This is a genomic window from Caldovatus sediminis (assembly GCF_014644455.1).
In the GTDB taxonomy this organism is placed as follows: Bacteria; Pseudomonadota; Alphaproteobacteria; order Acetobacterales; family Acetobacteraceae; genus Caldovatus; species Caldovatus sediminis.
Genome location: NZ_BMKS01000006.1, coordinates 292,052 through 308,700 on the forward strand (window position 1 = coordinate 292,052; position 16,649 = coordinate 308,700).

15 protein-coding genes are annotated in these 16,649 nt (G+C 75.4%); 7 read left to right on the plus strand and 8 right to left on the minus strand.

Annotated elements, in window-relative coordinates:
- Nucleotides 1-35: 35 nt before the first annotated feature.
- Complete coding sequence (locus IEX99_RS12390) at nt 36-917, minus strand: hypothetical protein (protein WP_188900661.1); 882 nt, start codon at nt 915-917, stop codon at nt 36-38.
- Nucleotides 914-3,388 (minus strand): Lon protease family protein, encoded by a 2,475-nt coding sequence (locus tag IEX99_RS12395; protein WP_188900663.1) that lies wholly within the window; start codon nt 3,386-3,388, stop codon nt 914-916. The genes IEX99_RS12390 and IEX99_RS12395 overlap by 4 nt, the downstream gene beginning before the upstream one ends.
- Before the next feature lie 408 nt (nt 3,389-3,796).
- On the opposite strand from IEX99_RS12395, the gene IEX99_RS12400 reads away from it, so the two are divergent.
- The 7 genes from IEX99_RS12400 to groL all read left to right on the plus strand — a co-directional run bounded on the left by IEX99_RS12400 (nt 3,797) and on the right by groL (nt 10,783).
- Nucleotides 3,797-4,906 (plus strand): CapA family protein, encoded by a 1,110-nt coding sequence (locus IEX99_RS12400; RefSeq protein ID WP_188900665.1) that lies wholly within the window; start codon nt 3,797-3,799, stop codon nt 4,904-4,906.
- Nucleotides 4,907-5,166: 260 nt separating this feature from the next.
- Nucleotides 5,167-6,099: a helix-hairpin-helix domain-containing protein gene (locus IEX99_RS12405; protein WP_229677982.1), complete on the plus strand. Its 933-nt coding sequence runs from the start codon at nt 5,167-5,169 to the stop codon at nt 6,097-6,099.
- Nucleotides 6,096-6,830, plus strand: a complete 735-nt coding sequence (locus IEX99_RS12410; RefSeq protein WP_188900667.1) for a BON domain-containing protein — start codon at nt 6,096-6,098, stop codon at nt 6,828-6,830. The genes IEX99_RS12405 and IEX99_RS12410 overlap by 4 nt, the downstream gene beginning before the upstream one ends.
- Nucleotides 6,831-6,876: 46 nt before the next feature.
- Nucleotides 6,877-7,365 carry a DUF2267 domain-containing protein gene (locus IEX99_RS12415; RefSeq protein ID WP_188900668.1) on the plus strand — a complete coding sequence of 163 codons (489 nt, stop codon included), beginning with the start codon at nt 6,877-6,879 and terminating at the stop codon, nt 7,363-7,365.
- A 60-nt stretch (nt 7,366-7,425) separates the two neighbouring features.
- Nucleotides 7,426-8,205, plus strand: a complete 780-nt coding sequence (locus IEX99_RS12420) for a ZIP family metal transporter (RefSeq protein WP_188900669.1) — start codon at nt 7,426-7,428, stop codon at nt 8,203-8,205.
- A 229-nt stretch (nt 8,206-8,434) separates the two neighbouring features.
- Entirely contained in the window at nt 8,435-8,995 is a 561-nt protein-coding gene (locus IEX99_RS12425) for an Hsp20/alpha crystallin family protein (RefSeq protein ID WP_188900670.1), read from the plus strand.
- A 162-nt stretch (nt 8,996-9,157) separates the two neighbouring features.
- Complete coding sequence (groL, locus tag IEX99_RS12430) at nt 9,158-10,783, plus strand: chaperonin GroEL (RefSeq protein ID WP_188900671.1); 1,626 nt, start codon at nt 9,158-9,160, stop codon at nt 10,781-10,783.
- A gap of 47 nt (nt 10,784-10,830) precedes the next feature.
- Here the strand turns inward: groL and IEX99_RS12435 are convergent, their stop codons facing one another.
- Genes IEX99_RS12435 through acsA form a run of 6 tightly spaced genes read right to left on the minus strand, consistent with a single transcriptional unit; the run spans nt 10,831 to nt 16,570 of the window.
- Nucleotides 10,831-11,274 (minus strand): DUF3175 domain-containing protein, encoded by a 444-nt coding sequence (locus IEX99_RS12435; RefSeq protein ID WP_188900672.1) that lies wholly within the window; start codon nt 11,272-11,274, stop codon nt 10,831-10,833.
- Between the two features lie 59 nt (nt 11,275-11,333).
- A complete protein-coding gene (locus IEX99_RS12440) occupies nt 11,334-11,579 on the minus strand; it encodes an acyl carrier protein (protein ID WP_229677983.1) in 246 nt (81 codons plus the stop codon).
- A complete protein-coding gene (locus tag IEX99_RS12445) occupies nt 11,576-12,778 on the minus strand; it encodes a dihydrolipoamide acetyltransferase family protein (protein WP_188900673.1) in 1,203 nt (400 codons plus the stop codon). The genes IEX99_RS12440 and IEX99_RS12445 overlap by 4 nt, the downstream gene beginning before the upstream one ends.
- Complete coding sequence (locus IEX99_RS12450; protein ID WP_188900674.1) at nt 12,775-13,773, minus strand: alpha-ketoacid dehydrogenase subunit beta; 999 nt, start codon at nt 13,771-13,773, stop codon at nt 12,775-12,777. The genes IEX99_RS12445 and IEX99_RS12450 overlap by 4 nt, the downstream gene beginning before the upstream one ends.
- The gene (gene pdhA / locus IEX99_RS12455) at nt 13,770-14,762 is read right to left on the minus strand and encodes a pyruvate dehydrogenase (acetyl-transferring) E1 component subunit alpha (RefSeq protein ID WP_188900675.1); all 993 of its coding nucleotides are present in this window, start codon (nt 14,760-14,762) and stop codon (nt 13,770-13,772) included. Before pdhA ends, IEX99_RS12450 begins: the two co-directional genes overlap by 4 nt.
- Nucleotides 14,759-16,570 (minus strand): acetate--CoA ligase, encoded by a 1,812-nt coding sequence (gene acsA, locus IEX99_RS12460; RefSeq protein WP_188900676.1) that lies wholly within the window; start codon nt 16,568-16,570, stop codon nt 14,759-14,761. Before acsA ends, pdhA begins: the two co-directional genes overlap by 4 nt.
- Nucleotides 16,571-16,649: the final 79 nt, after the last annotated feature.

Here is a 16,649-nt window from a genome sequence, read left to right on the forward strand (position 1 = left end):
AGGCGCGAGGGGGCCCGCGCGGCGCCGCGCCGCGTTCAGCCGGCGCCTTCCCGCTTCTCCTCCGCCGCGGGCTCCGGCGGCCCGACGAGCAGCGCCGGAACGCCGCGGACCGACGTCAGCGGCGGCGTCTCCTGCGCCGCGCGCGCGCTGGCGCGGCTCAGCACCAGCAGCCGCTCCCGCGCGCCCTCGAGCGCGTCGAGGATGGCCTCCGTCGTCAGGTCGCGCAGGCCGCGGGTGACGACCTGATCCTCGGGCAGGCGCGCCGCGCGGGCCGCGGCGGCCACGGCCGCGCGCTGCTCGCCGGCCGCGAGGCCGGGCGGCAGCAGGAGGAGCAGGCGCTCGCGCGCCGCGGCCGCGATCCCCGCGGCGACTCGCAGGCCGGGGTCCGCCGGCGTCGCCGCCAGGGTCGCCACCGGCCCCGCGCGGCGTGCGATCCGCTGCGGCAGCAGCATCACCGACGCCGCGGAGCGCAGCGCCGCCTGCACGGCGCGCGGCAGCGACCCGCGGGCGCGCTCCGCCGGCGAGCCCGCCCCACCGACGGCGACGATGTCGTGCGGCCGCGCGAGCGCGGCGAGGGCGGCCGCGGGGTCGCCGCGCAGGAACTCGAAGGCGGCGGGGACGCCGAGCCTCGCGCATTGCTCCTCGAGCAGCCTGCGCGCGCGCCGGGCCGCCGCCTCGAACTCCTCGGCGATCCGCGCCGCGTCGAGCCGGCTCCACTCGCAGCCCGGCAGCCGCAGCTCCCGCGCGAGGGGCAGCCCGGCGAGGCCGAGCACCGCCTCGTCCGCGACGAACACGCCGAGCAGGTCGAGCCGCAGCAGGCCCGCGAACTCCACCGCCGCGCGGACGCCGCCCTCGCCCTCGGCCGCGTGGCCGAGGTCGAGCAGGATGCGCCGGAATTCGTCCGGTTCGCCGCTCATGGTCCGCCCTCCTCTCGCCGGGCCTCGGCGGCCGCGCCCTCGTGCATGGCCCGCCGCGCCTCGGCGAAGCGCCGCAGGCGCTCCTCCACCAGCCGGTTGACGCTGCCCTCCGGGTAGGTGCCGTCGGGTCCCCGGGTCCCGGCGTCGCGTCCGGTCAGCAGCGCGACCGCCTGGTCGATCCGCCGCACCGGATATATGGCGAAGCGGCCCGCCGCGCAGGCCTCGACGACCTCGGCGTGCAGCATCAGGTGCTGCACGTTGGAGTGCGGAATGACCACGCCCTGCGTCCCGGTCAGCCCGCGCGCGCGGCAGACATCGAAGAAGCCCTCGATCTTCTCGTTCACGCCGCCGATCGCCTGCACGTCGCCGTGCTGGTTCACCGAGCCGGTGACCGCGAGGTCCTGGCGCAGCGGCAGGCCGGAGAGGGCGGAGAGCAGCGCGAGCAGCTCGGCGCAGGAGGCGCTATCGCCCTCGACGCCGCCGTAGGACTGCTCGAACACCAGGCTCGCGTAGAGCGACATCGGCGCGTCGAGCGCGTAGCGGCCCGACAGGAAGCCGGTGAGGATCAGCACGCCCTTGGCGTGCAGCGGTCCGCCGAGCTCGACCTCGCGCTCGATGTCCACGATCCGGCCGGAGCCCGGGCGGACGCGGGCGGTGATGCGCGTCGGGCGGCCGAAGGCGTGGCCGCCGATGCCGGCGACGCTGAGCCCGTTGACCTGCCCGACCCGGCTGCCCGCGGTGGCGATCAGCGCGATGTCGCGCAGGATGGCGTCGCGCGACAGCTCGTGCAGGCGCGCGACGCGGCGCCGCTGTTCGGCGATGGCGCGCTCGACGTCCTCGCGGGCGATCGCCGCGCGGCCGGCGGCGCCGGCCCAGTGGTCGGCCTCGACCACGAGGTCGCGCAGCCGCTCGGCGAGCAGCGTCAGCCGCTCGGCGTCCTCGGCGAGGCGCGCGGCGTGCTCGACGGCGCGCGCGGCGGCGCCGCGGTCGAGCGGCCTCAGCCCGTCGTCCCGGGCGATCGTCGCCACCATGCGGGCGAGCATCGCCTCGGTCTCCGGCGAGCGCGCCGCCTCGTCGTCGAAGTCGGCGATCACCTTGAAGTGCCGCTCGAGGTCGGGGTCCACGGCGGCGAGCAGGTAGTGGAGCAGGCGTTCGCCGACCAGCACCACCTTGACGTCCAGCGGGATCGGGTCCGGTTCCAGCGAGACGGTGCTGGAGAGGCCGATGTGCTGCGCGGCGTCCTCGATCGTGATGCGCCGCTGCAGCAGGGCCCGCTTGAGCGCGGCCCAGCTGAACGGCTCGGTCAGCAGGGCGCGGGCGTCGATCAGGATGGTGCCGCCGTTGGCGCGGTGCAGCGCGCCGGGCTTGATCAGGCGGAAGTTGGTGACCAGCGCGCCCTGCACGGGCAGGTGCTCGACCCGGCCGACGAGGTTGCCGAGGGTCGGGTGCAGTTCCTCGATCACCGGCGCGCCGGCCTCCGCGGGCCTGGTCACGAGGATGTTGACGTCGTAGCGGTCGAACGGGCTCAGCGTGCGCAGGCCGGCGGGCAGGCCGCCGTCCGGCGGCAGGGCCTGGGCGTCGAGGAAGAGCGGCGCGTGCTCGACGAGGTCGGCGCGCACCGCCTCGAGGTGCGCCAGCACCCGCGGCAGGTCGGAGAACGACGCCGTGACCTCCGCCATCGCGTGGTCGATCACGAACTTCGCGGTCTCGCGGTCGAGGGCGCGCACGGCGTCGCGGCGCTCCTTCTCGATGCGCGGGATGGCGCGCAGCGTCTCCTCCAGCTCCTTCTCGATCTCCGCGATGGCGTCGCGCACCTCGCGCTGGCGCTCGGGCGGCCACGTGGCGAACTCCTCCGGCGGCACCACTTTGCCGTCCTTCGCGGGCGCGACGGCGAAGCCCATCGGCGTGCGCAGGATCGCGACGCCCTTCGCGGTGGCCTTCTCGCCGAGCGCGGCGAAGCTCCGCTCGGCCTGGCCGTGGAACGAGGCCTCGATGGCGCTGCGCCGGCGCTGGTAGTCCTCGCTCTCGAACAGCGCGGGGAGCGCGGCGCGCAGCTCCTCGATCAGGCCCGAGATGGCGGATCGCAGCGCCGGCGCCCGGCCGGCGGGCAGGGCGAGGGCCGCCGGACGATGCGGCACGGCGAAGTTGTTGACATAGACCCAGTCGGAGGGCGCGGGGCGCCGTGCGGCGGCGTCCCGCAGCAGCCCGCGGATCGATTCGCTGATGCGCGCGGCGCCCGGTCCCACGGCGAAGATGTTGAACCCGTCCGCGGCGATCGCGGTGCCGAGCCGGACCGCCTCCCGCGCGCGCGTCTGGCCCGCGAGCGCCTGCAGGGGCTCCAGGTCCGCGGTCGTCGTGAAGGCGAGCGCGGACAGGTCGGCGGGGCGATACAGGCGCTCCCGGGGCAGCGCCTCCGGCGGCGCGCCATCCTCCGGTTCGGAGTCCTGCCGGCCGGTCACGAGTTCATCCATGCGGCTCCCCCCTCGGGCCATCACATGCGTCCGCTTCGCTCAAGGCCCGCCGGTCGGGCGGGCATGGCTCCGCAGCGGGACCGCGCCCCTCGCGGCCGATGGCCGCAACTCCTACAGGGGCCGGGCCGTTCGTGATTGATCGAGATCAGGCGCGCGCATGGTGCCGGAACGATCATGCCGGAAGGGGGCCTCGCGCCCCGTGGAGCCGAGGCAGCATGGCCGCGATCTCCGGATTCCGCAAAGGCGCTTCCGGCCGCGGTCCCCGGCCGCCGGGCGGGGGCGCCCCGATGGCGGGTTCCCGCTCCGGCGGCGGGCGGCGGTCCTGGCCCTGTCCGCCGCCGCGGCCGTGCCGTGCGACGGGCGGGCGGAGATCGCGCCGCGGCGCGCAACCGCAGGAGGACGGAGGAGATGGTAACCCTGGCGCTGTGCGGGGACGTGATGCTCGGCCGCGGCATCGACCAGATCCTCCCGCACCCCGGCGACCCCGCGCTGCACGAGGACTACGTCCGCTCGGCCCTCGCCTATGTCGCGCTCGCCGAGCGGGCGAACGGCCCCATCCCGCGGCCGGTCGGCTTCGACTACGTGTGGGGCGACGCGTCGGAGGCGCTGCGCCGCGCCGACCTGCGCGTCGTCAATCTGGAGACCAGCGTCACGACCAGCCCCGACTACGAGCCGAAGGGCATCAACTACCGCATGCACCCGCGCAACGTCGGCTGCCTGCAGGCCGCCGGCATCGAGTGCTGCGTGCTGGCGAACAACCACGTGCTCGACTGGGGCGAGGCCGGCCTGCTGGAGACGCTCGAGACGCTCGCCCGGGCCGGCATCCGGACCGCGGGCGCCGGGCGCGACCTGGCCGAGGCCGCGGCGCCGGCGGCACTCCCCCTCCCCGCGCCGGGCGGCGGCCGGCTGCTGGTCTTCGGATTCGGCTCGGAAAGCAGCGGCATCCCGCGGCATTGGGCGGCGGCGCCGGGGCGGCCGGGGGTGCACCTGCTCGACGACCTCTCGGCGGCGACCGCCGGCCGACTGGCGGAGCGGGTGCGGGCGGCGAAACGGCCGGGCGACATCGCCCTCGCCTCGATCCACTGGGGGCCGAACTGGGGCTACGAGATCCCGCGCGCCTTCCGCGCCTTCGCGCATGCCCTGATCGACCGCGCCGGGTTCGACCTGGTGCACGGCCACTCGTCGCATCACCCGCAGGGTATCGAGGTGCACCGCAACCGCCTCGTCCTCTACGGCGCCGGCGACTTCCTCAACGACTACGAGGGGATCGAGGGGCGGGAGGAGTTCCGCGGCGACCTCACGGCGCTCTACCTGCCGCGGCTCGACGCGGCGAGCGGGGAACTGCTCGCGCTCAGGCTGGCCCCGTTCCGGATCGCGCGGATGCGGCTGAATCGCCCCACCGAGGAGGAACGCCGCTGGCTGCGCGACCGGCTCGACCGGGAGAGCCGCCCCTTCGGCGTCCGCATCGCGGCGGACCGGGAGGGGCTGCTCGAGGCGGACTGGAGCGGCAGGGCCTGATGGGCCGTCCCGGGTTCGGCGCCGGCCCGGCCGGTGGCGCATCCGCGCCGGCGGCGCGGCGCGAGACGGCCGGCGAACCGCGCCGCCGGCCTGGCAATGGGGGCGCGGGCAGGACGGCTGCGGTGGCAGGGTCGCGCCCCCGGCCTGCCGCCCGGCGGGGCTGATCCAGGTCAATGACGCCGCGCATCCGAGGCCAGAGCCTGCGGACACGGCGGCAGCGGACGGGGCGGCGCGGCGGGATGGGCAGCAGGAGCGCGGGCATGGCATCCTCCGAGCCGGAAACAACCCCGGACGTCCCCGCCCCCCGGGCCGCCGCCATGACCAATGCGCGGATCGCCGAACGGCTCCGCCAGGCGGCGGAGCTCCTGCTCGCGCAGGGCGACAACCCGTTCCGCGCCGCCGCCTACCGCCGGGCCGCGGACGAGGTGGCGGCGCTGCCGCGCGACCTCGGCGCGATCCTCGCCGGGCCCGGGGGACGCGCGGCGCTGGAAGCGATCCCGGGCGTCGGGCGCTCGATCGCGGGCGCGATCGCCGAGATGCTGACCACCGGCCGGTGGCGCTATCTCGATCAGCTCAGGGGCGCCGCGGCGCCGGAGCAGGTGCTGCGCACCGTCCCGGGCATCGGCCCGAAGCTCGCCCGCACGGTGCACGAGGCGCTGCAGGTCGAGACGCTGGAGGAGCTGGAGCTCGCCGCGCACGACGGCCGCCTCGAGCGCGTCCCGGGCTTCGGGCCGCGCCGCGCGGCGATGGTGCGCGCCGCCCTGGCCGCGATGCTCGCGCGCCTGCGGCCGGGACGGCCCGCGGCCGCTGCCGCCGGAACGGAGGACGAGCCGCCGGTCGCGACGCTGCTCGATGTGGACCGCGAGTACCGCGAGCGCGCCGCCCGCGGCGGGCTGCGCCGGATCGCGCCGAAGCGCTTCAACCCCAAGGGCGAGGCGTGGCTGCCGGTGCTGCACACGACGCGCGGCCCCTGGCACTTCACCGCGCTCTTCTCCAACACCCCGCTCGCCCATCGGCTCGGCCGCGAGCGCGACTGGGTCGTCATCTACTTCCACCGCGACGGCCGGCCGGAAGGGAGCCGCACGGTGGTGACCGAGACGGGCGGCCCGCTGCGCGGCCGCCGCGTCGTCCGCGGCCGCGAGGCCGAGAGCGCGCCGGCCGCGGCGGGCAGGCAGGAGGGAGACGCCGCATGACCACCACGGCCGACGAGCAGCACGCGATCCTCGAGCAGGTGCGCAAGGCCCTCCACAGCGAGCCGCGCGTCCGGCCGACGGCGGGGCCGATCCGCCTCGCCTGGTCCGAGGGCGCCCTGGTGATGGAGGGCGAGGTGGACAGCCTCGCCGGCAAGAAGCTCGCGCTCGAGGCCGCGGCGCGCGTGCCCGGCGTCGCCGGCATCGTGGACCGGCTGCGCGTGAGGCCCGCCACCAGGATGGGCGACGGCGCGATCCGCGACGCGGTGCGCGACGCCCTGCTGGGCGAGATCGTGCTCGCCGACTGCACGCTGCGCGAACGGGTGAAGGGCCGGCTGGAGACCGTGCGCGAGCCGCCCGACCCGCATGGCGAGATCGTGATCTCGGTGGAGGACGGCGTGGTGACGCTCGACGGCGAGGTCGCCGGACTCGGCCAGAAGCGCATGGCCGGCGTGCTCGCGTGGTGGGTGCCGGGCAGCCGCGACGTGGTCAACGGGCTCGGCGTCAATCCGCCCGACGCGGACAGCGACGACACCATCACCGACGCCGTGCGGCAGGTGCTGGAGAAGGACCCGCTGCTCGCCGCCGAGAGCATCACCGTCACGACGCACCGGGCGGTCGTCACGCTCGACGGCTTCGTCCCGAGCGAGGAGCAGCGGCACATCGCCGAGGACGATGCCTGGGCCGTGTTCGGCGTGGACGGAGTGATCAACCGGCTCGAGGTGCGGCCGTGACGACGGGCGGTGCGCCGCCCGCATCGGAGTGGAAGGAGGCAGGACGATGGCAACCACCGGGCTCGAGGTGTTCGACCGGACGCTGCACATCACCAACATCTGGCTCGACGAGATCATGAAGACGATCGGGCCGGACCGGCACGCCGCGTGGCACGCGCTCGGCGCGGTGCTGCACGCGCTGCGCGACCGGCTGCCGCTCGAGCTCGCCGTGCATCTCGGCGCGCAGCTGCCGCTGCTGGTGCGCGGGCTCTACTACGACCAGTGGCACGTCGGCCGGCAGCCGGAGAAGCTGCGCTCGCTCGACGAGTTCCTGCAGCGGGTGGCGGAGGGCCTGCGCGGCACGCGGCCGATGGACGTGCGCGACGCCACGCTCGCGGTCCTGCGCACGCTCGCGCATCACGTGGATGCCGGCCAGGTCCGCAAGGTGGCGGACGTGCTGCCGGGCGAGATCCGCGCCTTCTGGAAGGAGGGCGAGCGGGCCGCGGTGGAGGGCGCCGCCGGCGCCGCGCCCGCCCGCGGCGGGACGACGGCCTGAGCGCGAGAGGCGGGCCGGCGCCAGGTCGCGCCGCCCGCCCCTGGCGGGAGGAGGATCGCCGTGGACGGCCGGCTGATCCTGATCGGCGCGGGCGCGAGCCTGGCCGCCGGCCTCGCCACCGGACTCGGCGCCCTGCCGGTGCTGCTCGTGCGGCGCATCTCGCAGCGGCTGCAGGACGCGCTGCTCGGCTTCGCCGCCGGCGTGATGCTGGCGGCCTCGTTCCTCTCGCTCGTCGTGCCGGGGATCGAGGCCGCGCGCGCGGACACTGGCAGCGCCACGCTGGCGGCGGCGAGCGTCAGCGCCGCCACGCTGCTCGGCGCGGGCGTGCTCTGGGCGGCCAACCGGTTCGTGCCGCACGAGCACTTCGTGCTCGGCCCGGCGGGGCCCCGCAGCCCGGCCGTCCGGCGCATCTGGCTGTTCGTCGCCGCCATCACGCTGCACAATTTCCCGGAGGGGCTCGCCGTCGGCGTTGGCTTCGGCGGCGGCGACCTCGCGAACGGCACGGCGCTCGCCATCGCGATCGGGCTGCAGAACATGCCCGAGGGCCTCGCCGTGGCCGTCTCGCTCGTCGCGCTCGGCCATGCCCGGCGCGCCGCCCTGCTGGTGGCGCTGGCCACGGGACTGGTCGAGCCGATCGGCGGCCTGATCGGCGTGGCCGCGGTCGCGATCTCGCAGCCCCTGCTGCCCTGGGGCATGGGCTTCGCGGCCGGCGCGATGCTCTTCGTCGTCAGCAACGAGATAATTCCCGAGACGCACGGCAAGGGCCACGAGGACACGGCAACGGCGGGCCTGATGGTCGGCCTCGTCGTGATGACGCTGCTCGACACCGCGCTCGCGTGAGCCGCGCAGGCGCCCCGGCAGCGGCGGTCCGGCGGCCGCGCGGGACGCAACCGCGCGGATCCTCGTCCCGCGACAGGCGCGCGTCCGTGATCGGGCCGGGTTGACGTGCATCAATGCGATCCGCCGGGTGCGGCGTTGTCGTGGGGGCCGCGGCGTGACCGTCCTCCGCCGGCATGCGGGAAGCGTCGGGGCGCAGGACGGGCGACGCGACCTAAGCAGGGAGACCGCCATGAGCGAGACCGCGACCAAGGCACCCGAGAAGACCGAACAGAGGGCGTTGGCGCCCGCCGCGGGGCCGGAGAGCCTGTGGCAGCCGCTCGCCACGCTCCGCGACGAGATGGACCGCCTGTTCGACAACGTGGTGCGCAGCTTCGGCCTCGGTCCGGGCCGGGCGCTGCGCCGCCTGGGGGCGGGGATGCAGCCCTGGTGGCGCCTGGAACCCGCCTTCGGAATGGCGCCGCCGGCGATGGACATGGTGGAGGACGAGAAGGAGTTCCGCATCACCGCCGAACTGCCGGGCATGGACACGGGCGACGTCGAGCTGACGGTCTCGGACGACATGCTGACCATCCGCGGCGAGAAGAAGATGGAGAAGGAGGAGAAGGCGGAGAACTACTACCTCTCCGAGCGGCGCTTCGGCTCCTTCCAGCGCTCCTTCCCGCTGCCCCAGGGCGTGGACCGCGACAAGATCGAGGCGAAGTTCGACAAGGGCGTGCTGACCATCACCCTGCCGAAGACGCCGGAGGCCGCGACGCGGCAGAAGAGGATCCCGATCAAGCAGGGCGCCTGACGGGCGACGCCGGCGGCCCCGGCCAAGGACGGGGCCGCCGGCCGGCGGGGCGGGCGCGACCGCGCGGCGGCCCCCGCTGCCCGCCGCGGCGGAGTCCCGCCGGCGCCACGGCGCCCGGTCGGCGCGACGGCCCGGCACGACAATCGGAAGAAGGCAGCCCGCATGGCGCACAAGCAGGTCCTGTTCCGCTCGGCCGCGCGCGAGAAGGTCCTGCGCGGCGCGACGCAGCTCGCCGACGCGGTGCGCGTCACCCTCGGCCCGCGGTCGAAATCGGTGCTGATCCAGAAGAAATGGGGCGCGCCGATCGTCTGCAACGACGGCGTGACCATCGCCAAGGAATTCGACCTCAAGGACCCGGAGGAGAACCTCGGCGCCCAGATGCTGCGCCAGGCGGCGGAGAAGACGGGCGAGGTGGTCGGCGACGGCACCAGCACCTCGACCGTCCTCGCCCACGCGATCCTGGCCGAGGGGGTGCGCAACGTCGTCGCCGGCGCCAGCGCGGTGGAGCTGAAGCGCGGGCTCGACCGCGGGCTGCGCGCCGCCGTCGAGGCGCTGCGCGGGATTTCCCGCCCGGTGCGGACCCGCCTGGAGAAGGCGCAGGTGGCGACGATCTCGGCCCACAACGACGCGAAGATCGGCGAGCTCGTCGCCGACGCGATGGAGCGGGTCGGCGACGAGGGCGTCATCACGGTCGAGGAGTCGAAGACCACCGAGACCACCCTCGAGGTGGTCGAGGGCATGCAGTTCGACCGCGGCTACCTCTCGCCCTACTTCGTCACCAATCCGGACCGCATGGAGGCGGTGCTGGAGGACGCGCTGGTGCTGCTCTCCGACCGCAAGATCAGCAGCGTCAAGGACCTCCTCCCGCTGCTCGACGAGGTGGTGAAGTCCGGCCGCCCGCTGCTGGTGGTGGCCGAGGAGGTGGAGGGGGAGGCGCTGGCCACGCTGATCCTCAACCAGATCCGGGGCGCGCTCAGGAGCTGCGCGGTCCGGGCGCCCGGCTTCGGCGACCGACGCAAGGCGATGCTGCAGGACATCGCCGTCCTCACCGGCGCGACGGTGGTCTCCGAGGAGCTCGGCCTGACGCTCGAGCACGCGCAGCTGGCGCAGCTCGGCCGGGCCAAGCGCGTGGTCGTGGACAAGGAAAACACGACGATCGTCGGCGGCGGCGGCGACCGCGCCGAGATCGACGCCCGCATCCGCGAGATCCGGCGCGAGATCGAGAAGGCGACGAGCGACTACGACAAGGAGAAGCTGCAGGAGCGGCTGGCCAAGCTGGCGGGCGGAGTGGCGGTGATCCGCGTCGGCGCGCCCTCCGAGGCGGAGATGAAGGCGAAGAAGGAGGCGCTGGACGACGCGATCAGCGCCACCAAGGCGGCGGTCGCGGAGGGCATCGTGCCGGGCGGCGGCCTCGCCCTGCTGCGCTGCGCCGCCGCCGTCGCCGCGGAGGAGGCGCGCTGCGGGGGCGACGAGCGCACGGGCGTGCAGATCCTGCGGCGCGCGCTCGAGGCCCCGGCGCGCCAGATCGCCGAGAATTCCTCGGTGGACGCCGGCGTGGTGGTGGCGCGGATGCTGGAGGGGCAAGGCAACCTCGGCTTCGACGCCGCGCGCAAGGAGTACGTGGATCTCGTCGAGGCCGGCATCATCGACCCGACGAAGGTCGTCCGCGTCGCGCTGGAGAACGCGGTCTCGGTGGCGAGCGTCCTGCTGCTGACCGAGGCGACGATGACCGAGATCCCCGAGGAGACGAAGCCCCGCGCCGCGGCCGAATCCGAGATGGCGATGTAGCGCGCGGCCGCGGCCGCGCGCGCCCCGGTGCGCCGACCGGAGGGCCGCTAGCGCCCGCCGCGGTCCGGCTCGAGATAGCGCCAGCCGTCGGGTCCGAGGGCGATCGGCGGATGCCCGGGGCGGTGGACCATCCACCAGGTCCTGCCGCGCTTCTCCACCGTCACCGGGCCGAGCGCGCGGTGCCGGTAGCGCCCGGGCGCACGCTGCGCCGGCGGCACGACCGGCGCGGCCGCCTTGCGCTCCCGCAGCAGGCGTTTCGCCGCCTCCAGCTCCGCGCGGCGGTCCTCGGCCAGGGCGCGGCCGGCGCGGTTGATGAAGAAGGTCACCATCCGGATCGCCGGACCCAGGCCCCCGGGCGACACCTCGGGCCGCGCCATGGTCTCGGCGATGGTCCGCGCGTCGAGGGTGAACAGCCCCTCGGGCGGGAAGGTGGAGGCCGTCGCGACCTCGCGGGACCAGCGCCTGGGCGTCGTCGTCGCGTGCCTGGCCATCAGCGCCACCGTGGCGGAGGGCGCGCGCCCCGTTCGCCGCTCGCCGTCGCGCGCGCGGATCAGGCGTCCGTGCCGCCGAGATAGGCGACGACGCCGTCGAGGGTGGACAGCTTCGGGTAGTCGGCCTCCGGGATCGGGCGGCCGGTGCGCTCGTGCAGCGCGGCGACGAAGTTGAGGAAGTCCATGGAGTCGAGATCGAGCGCCTCGCGCAGATCGGCGTCGCCCGCCACGGCCGAGAGCTCCGCCTCGGGCGCGATCCCGGCGAGGATCTCGGCGACCATCCTGGTGATCTCGTCCCTGGTCACAGCGCCTCCGGGTTCCGCAGCAGGGCCTCGATGCGCGCGAGCAGCAGGCCGCCGACATGGCCGTCCGTCGCCCGGTGGTCGCCCGCGAGGGTCAGCGACACCACGCGGCGCGGCACCACGGCGCCCTCCACGACCCATGGCCGCTCCACGACGCGCCCGAAGCCGATCATCGCCACCTGCGGCGGGTGGATGATGGGCAGCACGCTCTCCGCGCCGCGGTCGCCGAGGCTGGTGACCGTGATGGTGGCGTCGGTCAGCTCGGAGCCGCGGAGGCCGCCGCCGCGCGCGCGCCCGACCAGGTCGCGCAGCGCCGCCATCAGCGCCTCGAGCGGCAGGCGGTCGGCGTGGCGGATCGCGGGCGCGACCAGCCCGCCGCCGCGCAGCGCCACCGCCCAGCCGATGTGCACGCCCTCCCCGGGGCGGAAGCCGCCCTCCTCCCAGAAGCCGTTGAGCGCCGGGTTCTCCGCCACGGCGAGCGCGGTGGCGCGCAGCATGATCGCCGCGGGCAGCAGGCGCTCGGCCGGGGCGCGCCCGGCGTTGAGCCGTTCGAGCCGCTGCAGGGCCGGCGTCAGGTCCACCGTCTGGCCGAGGTAGTAGTGCGGGATCTCCCGCTTCGAGCGGCTCATCGCGGCGGCGATGGCGCCGCGCATCGCCTTGGCGTCGAAGGCGCCGCGCGCGGGACGCGGGGGCGGCGCGGCGGCCGCGGGCAGGTCGGCGAGGCGGATCGCGCCCTCGACGCCCGTGCCGCGCAGGCCCTCGAGCGCGATGCCGAGCGCCGCCGCCCGGCGCCGGGCCGCCGGGGTCGCGCGCACCCGGGCGCCGGCCGGGATCGCCGCCGCGGGCGCGGGCGGCGCGGCGGGCACGGGCGCGGGCGGCGCGGCGGCGGCGACGGCCGGCGCCTCCGCGGGCGCGGCGACGGCGGGCGCGGGCGCAGCCGGTGGCGGCGCCGGCGCGGCCTCCCCCGCTGCGACGTCGAGCCGCGCGAGCACCGTGCCGACGGGCACGCGGGTGCCGGGCGGGACGACCAGCTCGCGCACCACGCCGTCCTCGAAGACCTCGATCTCGATCGCGCCCTTGGCCGTCTCCACGACGGCGACGACGTCGCCGCGCTTCACGCGCGCGCCCGGCCGCACCAGCCACTCGACCAGCGTGCCGGCCTCCATGTCGGCGCCGAGCGAGGGCATGCGGAACTCGCTCATCCGGGGCGCACCAGCCCCCGCGCGGCGGCGGCGATCGCCTCGGGCTGCGGCAGCGCCGCCTGTTCCAGGTGGGCGGCGTAGGGCATCGGCACCTCGCGCGAGCACACCCGGCGGATCGGCGCGTCCAGCTCGAAGAACGCCTCCTCGACGATGCGCATCGCCACCTCGGCGGAGAGCGAGCCGGAGCGCCATCCCTCGTCCACGATCACGACGCGGCGCGTGCGCGCGACGGAGTCCATGATGGCCGCGGTGTCGAGCGGGCGCAGCACGCGCAGGTCCAGCACCTCGGCCTCGATCCCCTCCGCCGCCAGCGTCTCGGCCGCGGCGAGCGTCTTGAACAGGCTGCCGCCGTAGGTGATGAGGCTGACGTCGCGCCCGGGCCGGCGGATGCGCGCCCTGGCGATGTCCACCGCCGCGACGCCCGGCTCCAGCTCGCCCTCCATGTTGTAGAGCATGATGTGCTCGAAGATCAGCACCGGGTTCGGGTCGGCGAGCGCCGGCGCGAGCATGAAGCGCGCGTCGGTGACGGTGGCGGGGGCCAGGATGCGCAGGCCCGGGATGTGCGCGAACCATCCCTCCAGGCTGTGCGAGTGCTGCGCGGCGAGCTGGCGCCCGGCGCCGGTCGCCATGCGCAGCACCAGCGGCACCGCGAACTGGCCGCCCGACATGTGCGGGATGGTGGCGGCGTTGTTGAGGATCTGGTCGAGCGCGAGCAGGCTGAAGTTGCAGGTCATCACCTCGACGATCGGGCGCATGCCGGCGATCGCCGCGCCGATGCCGGCGCCGACGAAGGCGCTCTCGGAGAGCGGCGTGTCGCGGATGCGCTCCTCGCCGAGCTCCTCGAGCAGCCCCTTGGTCACCGCGTAGCAGCCGCCGTAGCGGCCGACATCCTCGCCCATCAGGAACACGCGCGGGTCGGCGAGGATCGCCTCGCGGATCGCCTGGCGGCACGCCTCGCGGTAGGTGATGCGGGAGGGGGAGGCGGTGGCGCTCATGACGGCACCGCCTCCATGGTGACGAAGCGCTCCAGCTCCTCGACCGGCTCCGGCGTTCCGGCCTCGGCGTAGGCGACGGCGTCCTCGATCTCGGCGCCGATCTCCGCCTCGATGCGGGCGAGGTCGGCCTCGTGCAGGTGGCCGACCTGGACGAGCCAGGCGCTGAGGCGGGGGATCGGGTCGCGCGCCCGCCACGCCGTGACCTCCTCCTTGGTGCGGTAGAGCTGGGCGTCGAACATGGAGTGGGCGCGGAAGCGGTAGGTGAGGCACTCCATCAGGTGCGGCGCGCCGGTCTCGCGGATGCGCTCGGCGGCGCGGCGCGCCGCGACCTCCACCGCCACCACGTCCATGCCGTCCACCGCCTCGCCGCTCATGCGGTAGGCGGCGGCCTTGCGCCAGATCTCGGGCTCGGCCTCGGCGACGGCGAGCGGCGTGCCCATCGAGTAGCGGTTGTTCTCGCACACGAACAGCACGGGGAGGCGCCAGAGCTGGGCGAGGTTCAGGCTCTCGTGGAACTCGCCCTCGTCCGCCGCGCCCTCGCCGAAGAAGCAGGCGGTGACGGTCCTGCGCCCCTGCATCCGGTCGGCGAGCGCGACGCCGAGCGCGAGCGGCAGCCCGCCGCCGACGATGGCGTTGCCGCCGAGGAATCGCGTCGCCCGGTCGAAGATGTGCATGGAGCCGCCGCGGCCCCGGCAGCACCCCTCCAGCCGGCCGTACATCTCGGCCATCAGCGCCCGCATCGGGACGCCGCGGGCGAGCGCCTGGCCGTGCTCGCGGTAGGTGGCGACCACCCAGTCGTCGGGCCCGAGCGCCTGCATCACCCCGACCGAGATCGCCTCCTCGCCGTCGCAGAGGTGCAGGAAGCCGCGGATCTTCTGCGCCTGGTAGAGCTCGGCGCACTTCTCCTCGAAGCGGCGGATGCGCAGCATCTCGCGCAGCAGGCGCAGCCCGTGCGCGCGGTCGAGGTGGACCTTCGGGGCGCCGGTCATCGCTCGTCGCTCTCCAGCGTCGAGAGGTCGCCCTCCGGCAGGCCCAGCTCGCGCGCCCTGAGCAGGCGGCGCATGATCTTGCCGCTGCGGGTGCGCGGCAGGCCGGCGCGGAAGTCGATCTCCTTCGGCGCCACCACGGCGCCGAGGCGCCTGCGGGCGTGGCCGAGCAGCTCGCGCCGCAGCGCCTCGGAGGGCTCGTGCCCCGGCTTCAGCGCGACGAAGGCCTTGACGATCTCGCCCGCCACCGGATCGGGCTTGCCGATCACCCCGGCCTCGGCGACGGCGGGGTGCTCCATCAGCGCGCTCTCGACCTCGAAGGGGCCGATCAGGTGGCCCATGGACTTGATGACGTCGTCGGCGCGGCCGACGAACCAGAAGTATCCCTCCTCGTCGCGCATGGCGAGGTCGCCGGTCAGGTACCACTCGCCGGCGAAGCACTTGCGGTAGCGCGCCTCCTCGTGCAGGTAGCCGCGCATCATCGAGGGCCAGCCCGCCTTCAGCGCCAGCTCGCCGGAGACCATCGGCGCCTCGACCACCGACACGGCGCCGTCCGCCCCGCGCTCGACGATCGCCGCCTCGATCCCCGGCAGGGGGCGGCCCATCGAGCCGGGCTTCACGTCCATGGCGACGAGGTTGGCGATCATGATCCCGCCGGTCTCGGTCTGCCACCAGTTGTCGTGGAAGGGCTTGCCGAAGGCCTCGACGCCCCAGAGCACCGCCTCCGGGTTCAGCGGCTCGCCGACGCTGGCGAGGACGCGCAGGGCCGAGAGGTCGCGCCCGCGCAGCGCCTCGGCGCCGAGCTTCATCATCATGCGGATCGCGGTCGGGGCGGTGTACCAGACGGTGATGCGCTCGCGCTCCAGCACCTCGTACCAGGCCTGGGCGTCGAACTCCGCCTCGACGACGACGTTGGTCACGCCGTTGGTGAGCGGCGCGACGATGCCGTAGCTCGTCCCGGTCACCCAGCCGGGGTCGGCGGTGCACCAGAAGACGTCCTCGGGATGGAGGTCGAGCGCGTTGCGGCCGGTGACGTGGTGCATCACCACCGCCTCGTGCACGTGCACGACGCCCTTCGGCCGCCCGGTGGTGCCGGAGGTGAAGTGCAGCAGCGCCATGTCCTCGGGATCGGTCGGGGGGATGGCGAAGTCGGGGCTCGCCTCCGCCATCAGTCGTCCCCAGTCCAGGGTGCCCGGCACCGCGGTCCCGCCCCCGCCCTCGCCCACCAGCACCACGTGGGCGAGGCGCGGCAGCCGCGCGCGCAGGCCCTCGACCTTGCGGCGGTAGAGCGCCTCCGTCGTGACCAGCACCTCCGCCTCGCCGAGTTCGAGGCGGGTCGCGATCGGCTCGGGGCCGAAGGCGGAGAACAGCGGCGAGGCCACGCACTTCGCCTTCAGCGCGCCGAGCACCGCGACGTAGAGCTCCGGGATGCGGCCGGCGAGGGTGAACACCCGCGCGCCCGGCCCCAGGCCGAGGCCGCGCAGCGCGTTGGCGAAGCGGTTCGTCTCCGCCCGCAGGTCGCGCCAGGTGAAGACGCGCGCGGCGCCGCCGCGGCCGATCCAGCGCAGCGCCGGCCGGCCGGCGCGCGGCCCGGCGGCGTGGCGGTCCACCGCCTCGTGCGCGATGTTGAGGCCCTGGCCGCCCGGCAGGCCGTCGAGCAGCGCGCGCGCCTCGCGCCAGTCGAAGGCGCGCCGCGCCGCCTCGTAATCCGCGAGGTTCGGCGCCACCGGGAGCGCGGCGGGATCCTTCACGATCCTGGGATAGGCGCCCACGACCGCCCTGCCCCCGCGCGCCGTTCCGGTCGCCGCCATGTCGCGCCCCTCGTGCCTGTCCGCGGGGATCGTGCCGGCACCGGAGCCGGCGCGGCCATGATCTCGATCAAGCGCCGGC